Raw genomic sequence first — 15,444 nt, 5'->3', positions numbered from 1 at the left:
AATACGCTGTATAAACTTTTGAGCAAAAATCTCCTAGTCTTTTATTGAGGCTGGCTTACAATCAAGGTCATCACCACTTTGATTGTAAAGCGTCAGGAGTTTTAACATGCTAGAAGTAGAATTAAAATTTCAGATCCCGCTACCATATCAAAAACAAATCTATCAATTCTTCTTGTCCAAGAATGCGCGTCCAATTTCTTTATATGCAAAATATTACGATACGCCAGAACGGCACCTAGCCGAGCAAAAAATCTCGTTGCGTCAACGCCTTGAAGGTACGCACTGGATACAAACCTTAAAAGCTCCGAGCGGTCATCATTTAGAACGTTTTGAATTGGAAATAGATTTAGGCGAGATGGATAATCCGGCTTTAGATCTGCAGATTTATCAATCCAACCCTCAAGCCAAAAAATTGCTGCAACAGGTATTAGGCAAACAGGCCAAAAATTTAATCACACAATTTGAAACAGATGTAGAACGTCTGGTGTATGTGGTTCATTATAATCGTGCAGAGATTGAAGTCAGTCTAGATCACGGTGAGATCCGTCATGATGATCAAACTCTGGCAATTTATGAGATTGAATTTGAGCTTAAACAAGGAACTATCCAAGACCTAATCAAATTTATTCAACCTTGGGTTAAACAATATCATTTGTGGCTAGATGTACGTAGTAAAGCGCAGCGCGGCGCTTTACTGGCACAAAATTTAAAGATTGCTCCGGCTCAATTTGCCAGTCCATTACAGCTAAAACAAAAAGACTCAACGGATAGTGCATTAAAACAGATCGTCAATAATACCTTGCAACACCTTTTGCCGAATGCAACCGCTATTGCAGCTGAACAATATAATAGCGAGCATGTTCATCAAACTCGCGTCGCGATTCGCCGTTTAAGAAGTGCCTTACGTGTTTTTGGAGATTGGTCAACGGATGCCGATCCTGAATGGCAGGAACAACTTAGGACCCTGTTTCGTCAACTCGGTTCAACCCGAGACCGCGATGCTTTAAGTGAAGGACTCTTGCCCCAACTGCAACAGGCAGGTGCTCCCTTTGTACAACTTCCGGATGCTCCTGAAGAAAACAGCATTCCGATTGAGGAGTCTTTACGTTCTTTAGACTCAGTCAACTTAATATTGGCTTTACTGCAATTCGTGCATCAGCTTTGCGCAACCAAACAAAAGACGCAGTTAAAAAAAGATATCGCAAAAAAACTCCAGAAATTGCATCAACAAATTTGCAAAGATGCCGATCATTTTCTGGAGCTGGATATTGAGTCACAGCATCGCACCCGTAAACGAGTCAAACGCTTGCGTTATTGCATCGAGTTTATTGCTTCGCTCTATCCGGGCAAAGAGCTAAAGAATTACTTGAAAGATTTAAAACCTGCACAAGAAAGTTTGGGTCAATTTAATGATTTAAATGTGGCTGAAGCCATGTTTCAAGACCTGGTTAAACGCAAACAAAAAGTGTGGTTTATATTGGGCTGGATTGCGAATGAGAAAAAATACATTCTAGAGCAGGCTCAACAGCATTTAGACACTTATGCTAAAACCGACACTTTCTGGTAACTCTGGAAATTTAAACTTTCGACATCACATTTGCTTAGCGATATTTGCCAAAGATTTTCCAGGTATTATTATCAGCCAGTGGGTCACTATAACTATCATTGCGCTGTTTACGTGGTTTATCTCGGGCATCGACCAATTCAAAGTGCGGTTCTGTACTGAGCACAATGCCATTTACATAAAATCGGGTGCGGGTGTATTCACTTTGCCCATGCTGAAACACATAAGTGCGCAAATCAACAAATTCACGGTGTGCAACCAGGGCAGCGGTATCATCACTGTCTAACCAGAGTCGCATGGCCTGAATTTGTTCAGGCTCAAATTGCCCGCATTTATCAATCAGGCTGGCAATGCCGCGAAAGGTTTTCGACTCTTTGGCACGGGTTTTGTTAATCCGGATGCGATCCACATGAAAATAAAACAACGGCAAATTCAAATGGCTGGGTAAATGCACCGCATCAAGGGTTTCATCTTCCATAAAGGGCTGAAACAGATCTTGTGCCCTTTCAATCAGCCCCGTCCATTGTCGGTAATATTCTTCGACTTCTGACTTCGAGCCATAATAAATCGGCAAGCCTTCCACATTGGCCAAGTTTGCAGGTGGCCAAATGTTTTGACGCAATAAGGCAATGTCACTTTTTAAACTTTGTACCGCAATGGCATCTTGCATTGGACTATCCATGTTTATACTTAGGCTATTTTTAGATTAATCCAAAGGTTTAGTTTCTGCAAGGCTTTGCCTATAATATGCCATTAGATCGTTTTTGCAGGAAAAGTTCATGGTTCAAAAGATTGAAGCAACAGATGTAACCGAAGAAGAAGCGTTAAATGCTGCTTTTTTTGAACGTGCCGATGAATTTATCAAACAAGCAAATGAATTTTGTCGTGTTGAAAAAGGTTCACAAGTAAAGCCCGCTGAAATGCGCGGTCAAGTCAGTGCTGCAATGTTGTTTGGTACTGCACGTTTTAATACCTGGGTAGCAGCCAATAACTTTAAAGACGGCAATGAAATGCGTGATGCCAAAGACCAGGTCATGTCATACATCATGCAGCAGTTTCAGATGATGCTTGAAGACAACTATGATGAATATTGCGAACAGTTTGAAAACTATCTTCGCTTCCGTCATAACGAAGAATTTCATGCCAACAAGCATGACCATGATCATAAACACTGATCATGTAATGAAAAGCCCGTAAGGGCTTTTTTTACGCCGCTACTTTTGGATAAAAGGTCATTCAAAGCCCGATGAGTTTGCAGTAAGGTGAATAAAAGAAACCGATGAATTAAGGATAAGCCCATGCAACAACTGGATTTTGCAATTATTGACGCGCATATTCACCAATGGGATCCCTATAACACGCCCCATGCGGCAGCTTTGGCAGTTAAGTTATTGGGCAAGCATCCTTATTTGCTCGATAAATTCGTTCGCCTGATTAAGTCAGATGATCTCATTGAAACGGTGGGACTCACCAATCACATTACAGCGCCTTATTTACCTGAAAATTATGTGCAAGATATTGGGCATTATCAGGTAGAACAAGTGGTGCATGTAGAAGCCAGCTGGCATAAAAATAAAGGCAAAGGCGTGATAGGCGAAACAAAGTTCATTGAATCCCTGCCCTTTAATCTCGGAACGGTAAAGCTGGGCGGTATTGTTGCAACAGCAGATCCACGGGACAGCAATTTTAAGAAGATTTTACAGCTACATCAAAAGGCCTCACCGCGCTTTAAAGGCATTCGTAAAATGGCTGCGGTACATGAAGATACAGACATTCATGCCTGGGCGGATGAACCGCATTTATATTTGAATAAAAAGTTTCTTAAAGGCTTCGAAGCTTTAGCACAAAACAAGTTAACGTTTGATGCCTGGGTTTATTCAACTCAGCTCAGTGATGTGATTGCCTTAGCCAAACAATTCCCTGAAACCTCGATTGTGCTGGATCATTTTGGAACACCTGCCGGATTATTTGGTCAAGTCGGAACCCTGACAGGAATGACCAAAATAGCCCGGGAAAATATTTTAATTCGCTGGCAAGATGATATTGCCGAACTTGCCCTATGCCCAAATGTCTACACCAAGATGTCAGGCTTGTTGATGCCTGTCTTAGGTCATCAATTCCATAAGCAGGATCGGCTGGCCAGTAAACAGGAAATTTATGATTTAGCCATGCCACTGATTAGCCATGTACTCCACTGTTTTGGAACATATCGGGTGATGTTTGCGTCCAACTTCCCGATGGATCGCGTCAGCTCATCCTTGGTGAATATTATTGATGCCTTTAGCGATGCAGTGGTAGCTTATGATCCGAACGCATTGCAGCAGGTGTTTCATCATAATGCAAAGCAGTTTTATCGGCTTTAAACCAACATCCCGTCATGTTTGAGATTACCGATATTAGCTTAAGTCAAAAAATTTGCTGTATGAGCTTAATCCTAAGTTTTGGTTGGATGACTTCCTACTATTACCAACAAATCATCAAACATCCTTAATACAGACATCGCCATTGGCTCTATCTTAATGGGCTGCGGTGTCTATGTATTCTTCTTTTTAATCTACGGATGGCATCCCCAATTAGCAGTTCTTGCAGGCATCATCGGCAGAATTGGCTTTAGCTATCGGGCAACCTAATTGAGTATATTGAAACAACAATAATAAAATCCCCCACTCATGGAGGATTTTAAAATTTTCGCTTAAGAAGTTTTCAAGCAGTTTATTTTACTTTTTTACCATACTGATCCGCCATAACTTCAACCAGCTGATCCAGTTTCATGTATTTCTTGATCACGGCATCTACATCGGCTTTGGTCAATTTTGCCAGTGCCTGATCACGCTTTTCACGGAACAATAAATCACGATCACGTTCTAATTGCGGCGTTAACATTTGATGAATATTGCGCTCATCTTCCAAAGTCGTCACACGTTTTTTCAGGATATTGGCTTTCGCTGCTTCCAGTTCTTGCTCGGTCACCCCTTTAGTGAGCAGGTCATTTAAGACTTTGCGCACACCTTGGGAAACTTGCGCCGATTTACCTGCAGTATAATTGGCATCAATGGTTAAGGCACCAGAATCGACCCAGTCATCCAGTTCAACATTACTGCCAAAGCCATATACCAGAGCATTTTTTTCACGTAATTCCTGAGCTAAACGTGAAGAGAGTTGTGAATCTCCTAAAATATAACTAAATACGATTAACGCTGTAGCATCAGGATGATTTGCACCGGCTGGGAAAGTCAAAATAGATTGATAACTGCCGAACTCGCGTTGTTCAGATAAAGCATGAATTTTCTGTGCCGGATACGCTTGATAATCAGAGCTTAGACGTTGATATGGCAATTGTGCTTTCCAATCCGAAAACTCTTTTTGCACTAATGCGAGCATGGGTTTGGCTTGATAATCACCGGTAATCGCGATTTGTGCATGGTTGCTGACAAAGAAATCCTGATACAGCTTCTTCACTTGCTCAACCGTGGCAGCTTTAATTTGTTGCTTGGCAAGATCCGGCTCAAAATGGTAACGCAAATCACCGGGTTGATAGGTTTCAAGCAATCGGGTCATGGTGAGCGCAGCAACGGTTTCAGGCTCGGTATAAGGACGGTCTAATGCAGATAAAGTTTGCGATTTGATCAAGTCAAACTGAGATTGTTCAAACTTCGGATTTTTCAAAACCTGCATCATAAACTTGAAATAATCATCAAACTTTTCTTTTTTCGCCACAATCTGAATGCTAATACTATTGGCGGATGCGGTTGCAGTGGCACCACCACCCGCTTCAATGGATTTATCGGCAATATCCTGCAAGCTATATTGATCTGAACCACGCAATAATAAATACGCCATCAAATCGAGCACTTCACCTTTATTAAATAAGGATTTTTCCGTACCAAAATCGACAGAAATGGTGGCATAGGTTTTGTCATCACGTGTCGTTGTTGGATATAATGCGTATTTAATTCCATTCTGCAATGTTCCGCGTTGAATTTTCTTTTCGGTATCGACTAAATACTGTTTCGAGGTTTTAACATATTCAGCAACCTCTTGTTTATAGACGCTATAATCCTTTAAAGGTTCTTCTTTGATATCGCTTTGATCAAGCGTTTTAGGCTGTTCAGATGCCTGTTTTTGCTCTAGTGCCTTTTTCTGATCTTCTGGAGTCGGTTTGATATCCCCGGAAATACGATGTTCAGGGACTAAAAACTGGGTTAAGGTTTGATTGACCTCAGAGAGCTTGAGTTTTTTCACATTATCCAGATCAGTAAAATATTGTGACCAATTGCCTTGATAAGAGACGTAATAATCACTCAAGCGTCCACCCAATGCTGCGGCATTAGTCTGGATGTTGTCTGCCTGATTCTGAATCAGATTTTTGACCCGATTCAGCTCGGTTTCATTAAACGGCTTGTTTTTCTCTACCCCTGAAATCAATTCCGACTGGACTTTCTTCGCATCATGATTTGGGGCATAAACAGCGCCCATAAACACCAGATTAAAGTCTTGATCTAGCCAAGTGGTGGACTGAACCCCGGTACTTACCCCTGTTTCGACCACACTTTGATAAAGATGCCCGCTCGGCTGCATGGTATATAAATATGGCGCTAAAGCGAGTGCAGACTTGATCTTTTCATTCTTGCCATTCAAATAAATATTGAATTTGGCCAGATCACTGCCCTTTTGTACCAGAAAGTTTCTGTTCTGGATTTTGGCTGAATCCAGTACCGGGACGTTAGTTTGGGCTGGAACTTGGCGTGCTGCAATTGGACTGAAGCTTTTATCAATCTGTTTCAACACTTCAGCTTTATCAAATTTACCTGATATCACCATCACCGCATTATTCGGTGTGTACCAGGTACGGTAAAATTTATTCAGCTCATCCATTTTAATAGACTGTAATTCGTTTAAGTCGCCAATCGGCAAACGCCCCAGATATCGATTGCCATAAGCGGACTTCCACATCTGGTCCATCATGACCGAAAAAGGCTGATCCATGCGAACTTCACGTTCACGTTTCACAATCGAAATTTCAGAAGGGACAAACTTTTCTTGCAGAACCAGCTTATCCATTCGCTCCGCTTCAAGATGAATCACTTCATTAATTGCATTCTGTTCTGGGCGAATAATATTGGTATATTTAGTTGAATAATAATCGGTGCTGGCATTGGTCATTAACGTGTATTGATCCAGACGGCGCTGAAACTCTTCGCCTTTAATATTCTGTGTGCCTTTAAATGCCAAATGCTCTAATAAATGCGCCAATCCCCCTTTACCTTGGGGATCGTTTAATGAACCAGTGAGATAAACGGTATTCATAAATACTTTATTTTCTTTGTCATTTTGCGCAAGAACGACACGCAAACCGTTATCTAATTTATATTCCTCAATCTTCTGTTGAGATTTTACTAAAACAGGTTGTGACCAAGCGGTTGCACTCATGCCGACAAATAATAAAGAGATGGTAAGTTGTTTAAACCGCATTAACATAATTATTCCAATTTTATTCCACGATATGAATTTTTATAACCCACGACATCTTAGGAAATGCTTTTGATTTTTAGTAGTAGTTTTTTGAAAAAAGAGCCGTTTATTTCAACGGCTGTGTAGCAACTTTATTTACAAGATTTTATAGATACAGCTCTGCCTGCATATATAATTTTGCATAACCTGAAATTTCAATCCGTTCATTTTCAAGCACAACACAATGCAATTCCCCGCCACGTTTTGATGCCTGATACGCTAGAATTTCAACTTTAGCGAGCTTTTCAGCCCATAGCGGCGCAATGGCGGTATGAATTGAACCTGTTACCGGATCTTCATCAATACCATTGGCAGGGGCAAAATAACGCGAAACACAATCATATTGCTCAGCTTGTGCAGTTAAGGCCAAATCTACGCATGTCCCTTGTGCTGTAATGGCAGTTCGAATGCGCCCCAATTGTTTCAGCAATTCCAAATTTGGCGTTTCATCGATAACATCTTGTGGGTTTTCATATTCCACAATATAGGCCTGACTATTCAAATAGACATTTTTGAAGGGCTTGCTTAAAGCTTGAGTTAAAACCTCAGGATAAGTCTCAACTTTCTCTGCACGGCGAACAGGAAAATTCATTTTAATTTTGCCATCCGCTTCTTGGCTGACCACAAAGATACCCAGATTTTTCACATGAAATTGAATAACTTTTGCAGAGGTGAAATCTTTAAACAGCACAAAACTGCTGGCCAAAGTCGCATGTCCACAAAAGTCCACTTCTGTAGTCGGCGTAAACCAGCGGATTTCATAATTCTCTGCATCAATGATTTTCACAAAGGCCGTTTCAGACAAATTGTTTTCCAAGGCAAGATTTTGCATTAGTGTTTCATCTAACCATTGTTCAGTCACAATCACCGCTGCAGGATTCCCCTTAAACAGCTCATTTGTGAACGCATCCACCTGATACATTTTCATATCAATTTATCCAATTTTATTTGTAGCCATTTTAGCGATTGAAAAACCTGAATATAGAAAAAGATTTAAAAATAATTTCTATAGTTCATTTTTTGACAAAACCCAGATATTTATGACTTTATTGAAAATTAAGTTTTCTTATTGATTTGCGATCTTGCACTAGAAAAAATTCTGCTTTAACGCTAGCTTATTCATATCTCTCTCATTGATCGCCCATCTCATGACTTTTCAAATTCATATGATTGATGTCAAAAATCAATTACAAAACTATATTTGGTTATTAGAGCATACGCCAAGTAAGGAAGTTGTCGCGATTGATCCAACCGAAGCACATTTGGTAGAAGCATACTGTGCAGAAAACAATTTAAAGCTGAGTCAGATCTGGCTGACCCATTGGCATAAAGATCATACAGGCGGCGTACCCGAGCTTTTACTCAATCGCAATATTCCTGTCTATGGTCCACGTGATGAGTTGAGTAAAGTTCCTTTTATTAGCCATCCTCTGCAACATGACGCCCATATTACCTTCCATGATTTAGATATTGAAGTTATTGCCGTGCCGGGTCATACACTCGGACACATCGTCTATTTCATTGATGCCATAGATGTTCTTTTTTGCGGTGACACGCTGTTTGCGATGGGCTGCGGTCGGGTTTTTGAAGGCACATATGAGCAAATGTATCATTCTCTTAATCGCTTAGCCGCTTTACCTGCACGAACTAAAGTGTATTGCACGCACGAATACACCCTTTCCAATGCAAAATTTGCCTTGCAGGCAGAACCAGACAATCTGGCGATTCAACAGCGTTTCGAAAAAGTCGAAGCACAACGTATGCTCGGTCAATGCACGCTGCCCAGCACAATTGAATTGGAGTTGGACACCAATCCATTTTTAAGAGTTGAAAGCGTGGCTGAATTCCAACGTCTACGAGAATTAAAAGATAATTTTTAATATGAAGCGAATATGAAAGCTTTATAAAATTTGATGTGTTTGTGCGTAAGCGTCCAGCTCAATTTGAGTCACCACACGAGTCATATTCATTTCATCCACCCGAACCAAGAGCAAGCCACCTAAAGCAGGCTGATAACGTCTGGCACTGCCAAAAGGCGTATAAGACACTTTTGATTGTTCCGCAAAGATCAGCCAGTCTTCATGTCCCAACATGACAGCAACAGGAATTAAATCTTGTTGCTGCATATTTTGAATTTGATTCAATACATTTTGTTCAACGGTTTCTGTCGTCATTTCAGTCTAATTATCTTAATCAAGATTACACAGGGCGGAGTTCAAAATTTCCTGTACAGAGCGATATACTTTAGCGTCTTTCCAACCCAGACGCACTGTCATTTTTTTTCACGGTTATCGATTTGTTTATAAAACAATCATGGTTTTCCTGACTCAGCTTGGTATTGCTAAAGAATTCCTCAAAAATCGCTTAAATATAAATAATTTTGCTACATTAAAAATTGTGTATAAATATTTCCCGCCCATACAACCAAATTATTATATTAAAATCAATAATATATAAAAAATTCATCAACATTTTGATAAATTTGGTCTTCATTTTTAGCTATTCTTTTATTCAATAATCGCTGCTAAAAAATACAAATTATTTATTTTATAAAAAACCACACAAAGCTACCCTTTAAAAAAAAAACTGCATCCCTATTATTAATTTAATACTGCAATGTATCTAATATACACAAGGAGTTCTCTCGTGAAGAAAGTTGTTAAGGCAAAAAATTTAATTGCATTTCGTATTTGGCTAGAAAAATTAGGCTATTCGGTAAAAACATTAACCGACAATCGCGGATTTACTTTTAGTTTTAAAAAAGAATATGGGTTGGTGACTTGTGATTTGGCGGGTAATTCCCTGGCGATGCAACTCGGTGAAGAATTTGAAGATCACTTAAAAGCTTAAAAAAAATATATTTCACGTTTGAATCGAGATAAAAATAACTTATTTAAAATATATTTTTCAAAACATTTTTTCAGAATCATCTTTAAAGCCCCTCTTGGGGCTTTTTTATTTTATCTTTCATTTATTTTAGACAATAAAAAAGCAAGGTATATAACCTTGCTTCAATATCTAGATGGTGGGGACGGAGAGACTCGAACTCTCACACCTTGCGGCGCTGGAACCTAAATCCAGTGCGTCTACCAATTTCGCCACGTCCCCATCAGGGTACTAACATAATGTTAGATTTTTTAAAACTTGGCAGAGGATCAAGGACTCGAACCTTGACGAACGGTTTTGGAGACCGTCATGCTACCATTACACCAATCCTCTATAGCCTTATTACCAAACAAGTTTGATAATAATTGGTGGGGACGGAGAGACTCGAACTCTCACACCTTGCGGCGCTGGAACCTAAATCCAGTGCGTCTACCAATTTCGCCACGTCCCCAATGGCTGTGTATATTATAGAGATCGATTCATCCTGACAAGACCTTTTTATGAAAAATCCACTTGTTTGTTTAAATAAAAAACAAAAACAGTTTTTTTGTATTTTTATTGAACATTTTCAGTGAGTAAGCCCCGTTTTACGGTGTAAATACTGGTAAACCTCTGCTCTTTTTGCTTGGCCAACATCCCAGATAGAAGCTTTTCAAAAGGTGCGAAATGTTCTGGAAGTTCAATACTTAACCGTTGGCAATGTAAATACGCCCAATCCTGATAATTTTCCGCTGTTAAACGCTGCCCTGTGAGCCATTCATAAAAAACAACCCCCAAAGCATAAATATCGGTCTGTACGGTTTTTTCTTCGGCATGAAAAAGTTCAGGGGCCATATAGCGCGGAGTTGCAGTCAAATTTTGTAAATTCTGGGGTGAATTAATTTTTTGTACCTGTTCAAAATCAATCAGGCACACGCGCTGCTGGTATTGAACAAAATGCTCTCGCTTTAAATCCGCATGAATCCAGCCGAGTTGATGCAATTGATCAACCACATCCAGAACGTTTAACAGCGTCTCTTTAATCTCATTCAGCAACATGCCAGCACAATCATTGAATAACGGTTCAGCATGACTCAAAATCAAGGCTGCTCTGCCCGACTCTTGTTGCCCATCCGTTTTTAAATGAGCAATCACTTGAAAGGGTAATAAAAAATCAGGCATGTTATTGGAAGAATGAAGTTGATCTGCATATTGCTGATAAAAAGCCAATTCATTTAAAAATCCAGCTTCATAACTCTGGTTTACATTGCATGCTTGTGTTTTTAGCCAATAGAGTTGCCTCTGATATTCAAAGCTAAATAAAGAACGCCCAAAAGTTAAACTTTTGGGCTTGGTCTTTAGAATCAAATTAAAGCAAGCAATATCTTCAGCATTAAACCGCAATAAATTCTGCTTGTTTCTGTGCGGGATCATCTTGATAATTTAAAAGTTCCAGACAATGGAGAATGGTTTTACCTACACGGGCATGCGTTTCAATGGTGGTTATTTTAGGCCAAGTCGCCCGCTCACCCTCACGTTGCAACAATTTGAACAAATATGGCCGCGGGTTCTGAAACATATAACTATAGTGTCGCAAGCTATAATCACCCACAATATTTACATCACCATAATAACCTTGATCAATCACACCAAAACCATGATCGAGCAATCGTCGCACTGGTGGAATTTTCCCCACCCGCCCCCGGGCAAAGTCCATAATCCCTTTGCTAATCACTTTACCCTGACGGCGAACAATCCGTTCTGGCCAGCTCAGCAGATCTCGACGGTAACGCTCAACATCACTTTGCATAAACGGCACAATATGAGGATTGACCTGACTGGCGATGGTGTAATTTAAATTATACAGTCTCGCCATTTTCTCTTGAGGGAAATCACTGCGCACACTGCCATCTACCCAACGTGTATTTGCCATATAAGGGGTGAGTTGACCATTTTGACGCTTACTGGTGAGTTTAACCGGTGGAAATAAAATAGGCACAGCACAAGATGCCAATACTGCACTCCAGACCAGCAAATCTGGTGAAGTATAGGCATTCAAAATCCGGGCTTCTTGTGAAGCATCATAAGGGGCAACAGCCACATTAATATGCAAACCGGAGATTTTAAACGCTTCTTCAAAAGTCACATCACCTAAATTCTCAATCAAGAATTTCTTGAGGTATTTCACATCGGCAACGCCCCCGTTGCCTTTTATAATTTCGCTAAATTTACGAAAATGAAAAGCTTCACTAAAGAAATTTTCACCATTTAAAAGACCTGAAATATCGGACGGTTTTGAAGTGCCTAACATTGCCGTCATAATGGCACCCGCACTTGAACCCGATAAAACCTTGGGCATTAAATCTTGTTCCAGCAATGCCTTACACACACCTGTATGAAACAACCCCAAGGTCGCACCACCTGAAAACATGATGGCAGGTTGACCATATGCCTGTTTACAATGTTCGAAAAATTCGATTTTCTCGGCCCGACATAAACAAGAACACGATTCTGAGGCAATGTAGGCCAGACTTTCACTGACTTCTTCCACATAATCTTCTATGATTTTTTTTGTTCCCACATAGGTGGCAGTAAATAACATTGGATTGGCAATATTGGCAATATCATAGCTTAGACCTTCACGTAATATATACATGAGATCTTCAGTACGTTTTTGGAAACGGTAGCGTCTTAAGCGGCTTAATCGCTCGGAAATAATTTCGGCATCAAAATAAGGTGAACAGTTATCATATTTCCATTCTTGAGCGCCCGTTTCTTCATCTATTTCTAATGCAATACTCTTCCATTCTTCATAAGTTTCAGCTGTTTCAAGTTGGCGCTTTAATTTTTTTATGCGATACGCTTGATGTGGATTAATATCTTGTGTGAAATCTTTAAATAGCATATCTATCCCTCAAACACTTTCATTTTTATTTCGCCTTTCTGACAGCTTATCACACATAACATTGACAGAAAACTCAAGGGATGATGATTGCAAAAATGCCTATTCCATTGGCAAATCCTGACTATTTGATATACAGTTCTTCAGTAAAACTCCCCTTTTTACTTTTACACGTATAAGCTGAACAATCATGGCAACAATCGATTTACCTGAGCATATTTTACAAGCACTTTCTAATGTACTCCAACAATTACAGCAAAATTTACCACAGCTGAAACAGGAAACCGACTTTTCAGCCTCTGCTTTTAAATGGCAAGACCAACAATTAAAAGCCATTCAACAACCCAAAAAAATGTATTTGAACGATTTAAAAGGTATTGAAAGACAAAAAGAAAAAGTGATCCAAAATACCCTGCAATTTCTCAAGGGCTTACCAGCCAACGATGTTTTACTTACTGGCTCACGTGGTACGGGTAAATCCTCCATTGTCCGCGCCCTGCTCACTCAATACGAAGCAGAAGGCTTACGTTTAATTGAAATTGAACGTGATGATTTGTCTGACCTTCCCCTTATTCAGAAGTTGATTGAAAACCGTCCTGAAAAATTTATTGTCTATTGTGATGATTTAGCCTTTAACGCAGAAGATGAAAATTATCGCAGTCTAAAAAGTGTTTTAGATGGTTCATTACAATCTGGTTCAAGTAATTTTATTATTTATGCGACCAGTAACCGCCGTCATTTACTGCCTGAATTCATGCATGAAAATACGCCGGTAACGCGGGTTGATGTTCCACAATATAACGAATTACATCCTCAGGAAGCGATTGAAGAGAAAATTTCGTTATCTGATCGTTTTGGGATGTGGTTGTCGTTTTATCCTATGGACCAAAATTTGTATTTGCAAATCGTTGAACATTATTTAGCAAAAGCCAATATACCTTTGGATGAACATACACGTGCTGAAGCATTACGCTGGTGTCAGGCTCGTGGGCAACGTTCAGGGCGTGCAGCCTATCAGTTTTCTAAACACTGGATTGGTTCACAGCAATTAAAATCTTTATAAGTTTTTCATAATGGAAATCCCAGTATGAATAATAAAGTGACTTTCATGACTGTAGAAATTTCTCAAATAATTGTAGAAACCTCTCAATTTATTTTAAAAATTTAAATATTAAGTTCACTCAATCATTAAAAAAGCTCCGCAAAAGCGGAGTTTTTTTATATCGGATTTTATTTTTTATCGCCAATAATCGTTGACCACAGTAGGTCCGTAATTTCACTGCCATTGAAATAGACAGTCGCTTTAAGTGATCTAGGCTGGTTTTGTTTCACTTCGATCACCTGATTATAACGATCAGTAATTTTCAAAGTCCCCTCAACCGGAAGATGTTCAAAATTGTTCAATGCGACTTCTTCCATCTTGAATGGAGTCGTGGTATTAAAATCAAATTTGTAACGGAAATCCGCCAGGTAAGGCTGACCGATAATAGTCCCCTGACTCTTTAAAGTCCGGTTGCCATTACTTCCATTGCCATAATCATCTACTAAACTGTAGCTATAATTGATTACCTGAAGATATTCCTTACTGTCTTCACTAAAACCCATTCCGGACGCAGGCGCAGTGGTATTTTCGGCTATGCGCTGAAACTCGAGCTGATCAATTTTATAGGTTTCTGATGCACCAGATGCATCTTTTGCTTTGCTATGAACGATCGTACCAGAAATCAGATAGTCATCTTTAAGGTTGAAATCGACATTGGAACCATAACGTACATTGTTAAAAGTCAAAGTGGTGGTATTTCCATTGACCGTTTGGGTAATGCTCGAACCCTTGCGATAGGTTTTATCCAGAATGACGCAATTGTCTTTATTATCTTTTAATTTAAGGGTCTTTACAGTATCTGTCTTTGTTACTTCGGCACATAAAACGTTCGGATATTTAATACTGTTTATACCCAGGTTATAAATTTGTACCAGGCGAGCAGTACGCCCATAAGGATAATCACCAAAGGACTCTGCAATCATATGACCGAGTGCGACGTTGTAATCGGTATCATTACTGGTGTTGCCATTAATTTTATCCAGCACAAGCTGATCTTTAAAGGGTACAAACTCATCTGAAAGTTCTGGAGAAATAGTATCATTTGGTACATTGGGAGGAGTGGTCACAGATGACGGGCTATCGGAGCTACCTCCTCCGCCTCCGCAAGCACTCAATAAACCAGAGATAAAAGCAATTCCAAATAATGTGGTTTTCTTTTTCATGAGATTCTATTCCCTAAAATTTATTTGCATTTTTATTTAATGAAAAGATGGACATTTACCGTATAAAAATTAAGTTGATGAAACTCCATCACCATCCTTAATCTATTTCTTGCCTGATCTCGCATGGCATTGATTGAACAATAGTAATTAGAGTCAAATTTTTTTCTGTAATTTTAATGTATGTTTCCAGCAATATTAAAAAGCTGTTAATGCAACTTTATTATGTAATTTTTCTAGGGCGTGTCCTCATTTTGCTTTGCACCAAATAAACAAACAAGCCAAGAACAACATGGACTTATAATTACGAGCCAACTTTTCAAAACGAGTGGCAATACCA

The 15,444-nt window shown here is 39.5% G+C and carries 13 protein-coding genes and 3 tRNA genes; 6 read left to right on the top strand and 10 right to left on the bottom strand.

The features are described 5' to 3' along the window. Nucleotides 1–106 precede the first annotated feature (106 nt). On the top strand, nt 107–1,567 hold the full coding sequence (locus tag ACU0NF_RS00080; protein WP_445659718.1) for a CYTH and CHAD domain-containing protein: 1,461 nt from the start codon (nt 107–109) through the stop codon (nt 1,565–1,567). A gap of 34 nt (nt 1,568–1,601) precedes the next feature. Here ACU0NF_RS00080 and ACU0NF_RS00075 read toward each other — a convergent pair whose 3' ends face one another. Next, nucleotides 1,602–2,234, bottom strand: coding sequence for a hypothetical protein (locus tag ACU0NF_RS00075; RefSeq protein WP_131319005.1), 633 nt, complete (start codon nt 2,232–2,234; stop codon nt 1,602–1,604). 109 nt (nt 2,235–2,343) lie between these two features. Here ACU0NF_RS00075 and ACU0NF_RS00070 point away from each other — a divergent pair, with 109 nt between their 5' ends. Continuing rightward, nucleotides 2,344–2,739 (top strand): DUF3144 domain-containing protein, encoded by a 396-nt coding sequence (locus ACU0NF_RS00070; protein ID WP_131319003.1) that lies wholly within the window; start codon nt 2,344–2,346, stop codon nt 2,737–2,739. Between the two features lie 123 nt (nt 2,740–2,862). Beyond that, nucleotides 2,863–3,927, top strand: coding sequence for an amidohydrolase family protein (locus ACU0NF_RS00065; RefSeq protein WP_445659717.1), 1,065 nt, complete (start codon nt 2,863–2,865; stop codon nt 3,925–3,927). 349 nt (nt 3,928–4,276) lie between these two features. Here ACU0NF_RS00065 and ACU0NF_RS00060 read toward each other — a convergent pair whose 3' ends face one another. Together ACU0NF_RS00060 and ACU0NF_RS00055 are read right to left on the bottom strand one after the other, a co-directional pair. Further along, nucleotides 4,277–7,042, bottom strand: a complete 2,766-nt coding sequence (locus ACU0NF_RS00060; RefSeq protein ID WP_445659716.1) for a M16 family metallopeptidase — start codon at nt 7,040–7,042, stop codon at nt 4,277–4,279. A gap of 139 nt (nt 7,043–7,181) precedes the next feature. Further along, on the bottom strand, nt 7,182–8,003 hold the full coding sequence (locus tag ACU0NF_RS00055) for a PhzF family phenazine biosynthesis protein (RefSeq protein ID WP_445659715.1): 822 nt from the start codon (nt 8,001–8,003) through the stop codon (nt 7,182–7,184). A gap of 220 nt (nt 8,004–8,223) precedes the next feature. Here ACU0NF_RS00055 and gloB point away from each other — a divergent pair, with 220 nt between their 5' ends. Further along, nucleotides 8,224–8,955 carry a hydroxyacylglutathione hydrolase gene (gloB, locus tag ACU0NF_RS00050; RefSeq protein WP_445659714.1) on the top strand — a complete coding sequence of 244 codons (732 nt, stop codon included), beginning with the start codon at nt 8,224–8,226 and terminating at the stop codon, nt 8,953–8,955. A gap of 21 nt (nt 8,956–8,976) precedes the next feature. Here the strand turns inward: gloB and ACU0NF_RS00045 are convergent, their stop codons facing one another. Then, complete coding sequence (locus tag ACU0NF_RS00045) at nt 8,977–9,249, bottom strand: hypothetical protein (protein ID WP_370982977.1); 273 nt, start codon at nt 9,247–9,249, stop codon at nt 8,977–8,979. A gap of 472 nt (nt 9,250–9,721) precedes the next feature. On the opposite strand from ACU0NF_RS00045, the gene ACU0NF_RS00040 reads away from it, so the two are divergent. Beyond that, the gene (locus tag ACU0NF_RS00040) at nt 9,722–9,925 is read left to right on the top strand and encodes a hypothetical protein (protein WP_067723371.1); all 204 of its coding nucleotides are present in this window, start codon (nt 9,722–9,724) and stop codon (nt 9,923–9,925) included. A gap of 173 nt (nt 9,926–10,098) precedes the next feature. On the opposite strand, the gene ACU0NF_RS00035 is transcribed toward ACU0NF_RS00040, so the two are convergent. The 5 genes from ACU0NF_RS00035 to ACU0NF_RS00015 form a co-directional block, all read right to left on the bottom strand. Next, a tRNA-Leu gene (locus tag ACU0NF_RS00035) sits at nt 10,099–10,183 on the bottom strand. A 37-nt stretch (nt 10,184–10,220) separates the two neighbouring features. Beyond that, nucleotides 10,221–10,294, bottom strand: a tRNA-Trp gene (locus tag ACU0NF_RS00030). A 33-nt stretch (nt 10,295–10,327) separates the two neighbouring features. Further along, a tRNA-Leu gene (locus ACU0NF_RS00025) sits at nt 10,328–10,412 on the bottom strand. A gap of 104 nt (nt 10,413–10,516) precedes the next feature. Next, nucleotides 10,517–11,170, bottom strand: coding sequence for a serine/threonine protein kinase (locus ACU0NF_RS00020; protein WP_445659713.1), 654 nt, complete (start codon nt 11,168–11,170; stop codon nt 10,517–10,519). Nucleotides 11,171–11,333: 163 nt separating this feature from the next. Then, nucleotides 11,334–12,845, bottom strand: a complete 1,512-nt coding sequence (locus ACU0NF_RS00015; RefSeq protein WP_370982980.1) for a DUF3336 domain-containing protein — start codon at nt 12,843–12,845, stop codon at nt 11,334–11,336. 187 nt (nt 12,846–13,032) lie between these two features. Here ACU0NF_RS00015 and ACU0NF_RS00010 point away from each other — a divergent pair, with 187 nt between their 5' ends. Beyond that, entirely contained in the window at nt 13,033–13,905 is an 873-nt protein-coding gene (locus tag ACU0NF_RS00010; protein ID WP_445659712.1) for an ATP-binding protein, read from the top strand. A 167-nt stretch (nt 13,906–14,072) separates the two neighbouring features. On the opposite strand, the gene ACU0NF_RS00005 is transcribed toward ACU0NF_RS00010, so the two are convergent. Continuing rightward, complete coding sequence (locus ACU0NF_RS00005; protein ID WP_445659711.1) at nt 14,073–15,107, bottom strand: hypothetical protein; 1,035 nt, start codon at nt 15,105–15,107, stop codon at nt 14,073–14,075. Nucleotides 15,108–15,444 lie beyond the last annotated feature (337 nt).

Source organism: Acinetobacter sp. F16 (assembly GCF_052712855.1).
The sequence above is the reverse complement of the archived record's forward strand: the minus strand, read 5'-3'. Positions and strand labels throughout refer to the sequence as shown.

Excerpts from the sequence above, each read along its gene's own strand:
- ACU0NF_RS00075 (WP_131319005.1), bottom strand. The coding sequence starts at position 2,234 with ATGCAAGATGCCATTGCGGTACAAAGTTTAAAAAGTGACATTGCCTTA.
- ACU0NF_RS00065 (WP_445659717.1), top strand. The coding sequence starts at position 2,863 with ATGCAACAACTGGATTTTGCAATTATTGACGCGCATATTCACCAATGG.
- ACU0NF_RS00010 (WP_445659712.1), top strand. The coding sequence starts at position 13,033 with ATGGCAACAATCGATTTACCTGAGCATATTTTACAAGCACTTTCTAAT.
- ACU0NF_RS00005 (WP_445659711.1), bottom strand. The coding sequence starts at position 15,107 with ATGAAAAAGAAAACCACATTATTTGGAATTGCTTTTATCTCTGGTTTA.
- ACU0NF_RS00015 (WP_370982980.1), bottom strand. The coding sequence starts at position 12,845 with ATGCTATTTAAAGATTTCACACAAGATATTAATCCACATCAAGCGTAT.
- gloB (WP_445659714.1), top strand. The coding sequence starts at position 8,224 with ATGACTTTTCAAATTCATATGATTGATGTCAAAAATCAATTACAAAAC.
- ACU0NF_RS00080 (WP_445659718.1), top strand. The coding sequence starts at position 107 with ATGCTAGAAGTAGAATTAAAATTTCAGATCCCGCTACCATATCAAAAA.
- ACU0NF_RS00045 (WP_370982977.1), bottom strand. The coding sequence starts at position 9,249 with ATGACGACAGAAACCGTTGAACAAAATGTATTGAATCAAATTCAAAAT.
- ACU0NF_RS00055 (WP_445659715.1), bottom strand. The coding sequence starts at position 8,003 with ATGAAAATGTATCAGGTGGATGCGTTCACAAATGAGCTGTTTAAGGGG.
- ACU0NF_RS00070 (WP_131319003.1), top strand. The coding sequence starts at position 2,344 with ATGGTTCAAAAGATTGAAGCAACAGATGTAACCGAAGAAGAAGCGTTA.
- ACU0NF_RS00060 (WP_445659716.1), bottom strand. The coding sequence starts at position 7,042 with ATGTTAATGCGGTTTAAACAACTTACCATCTCTTTATTATTTGTCGGC.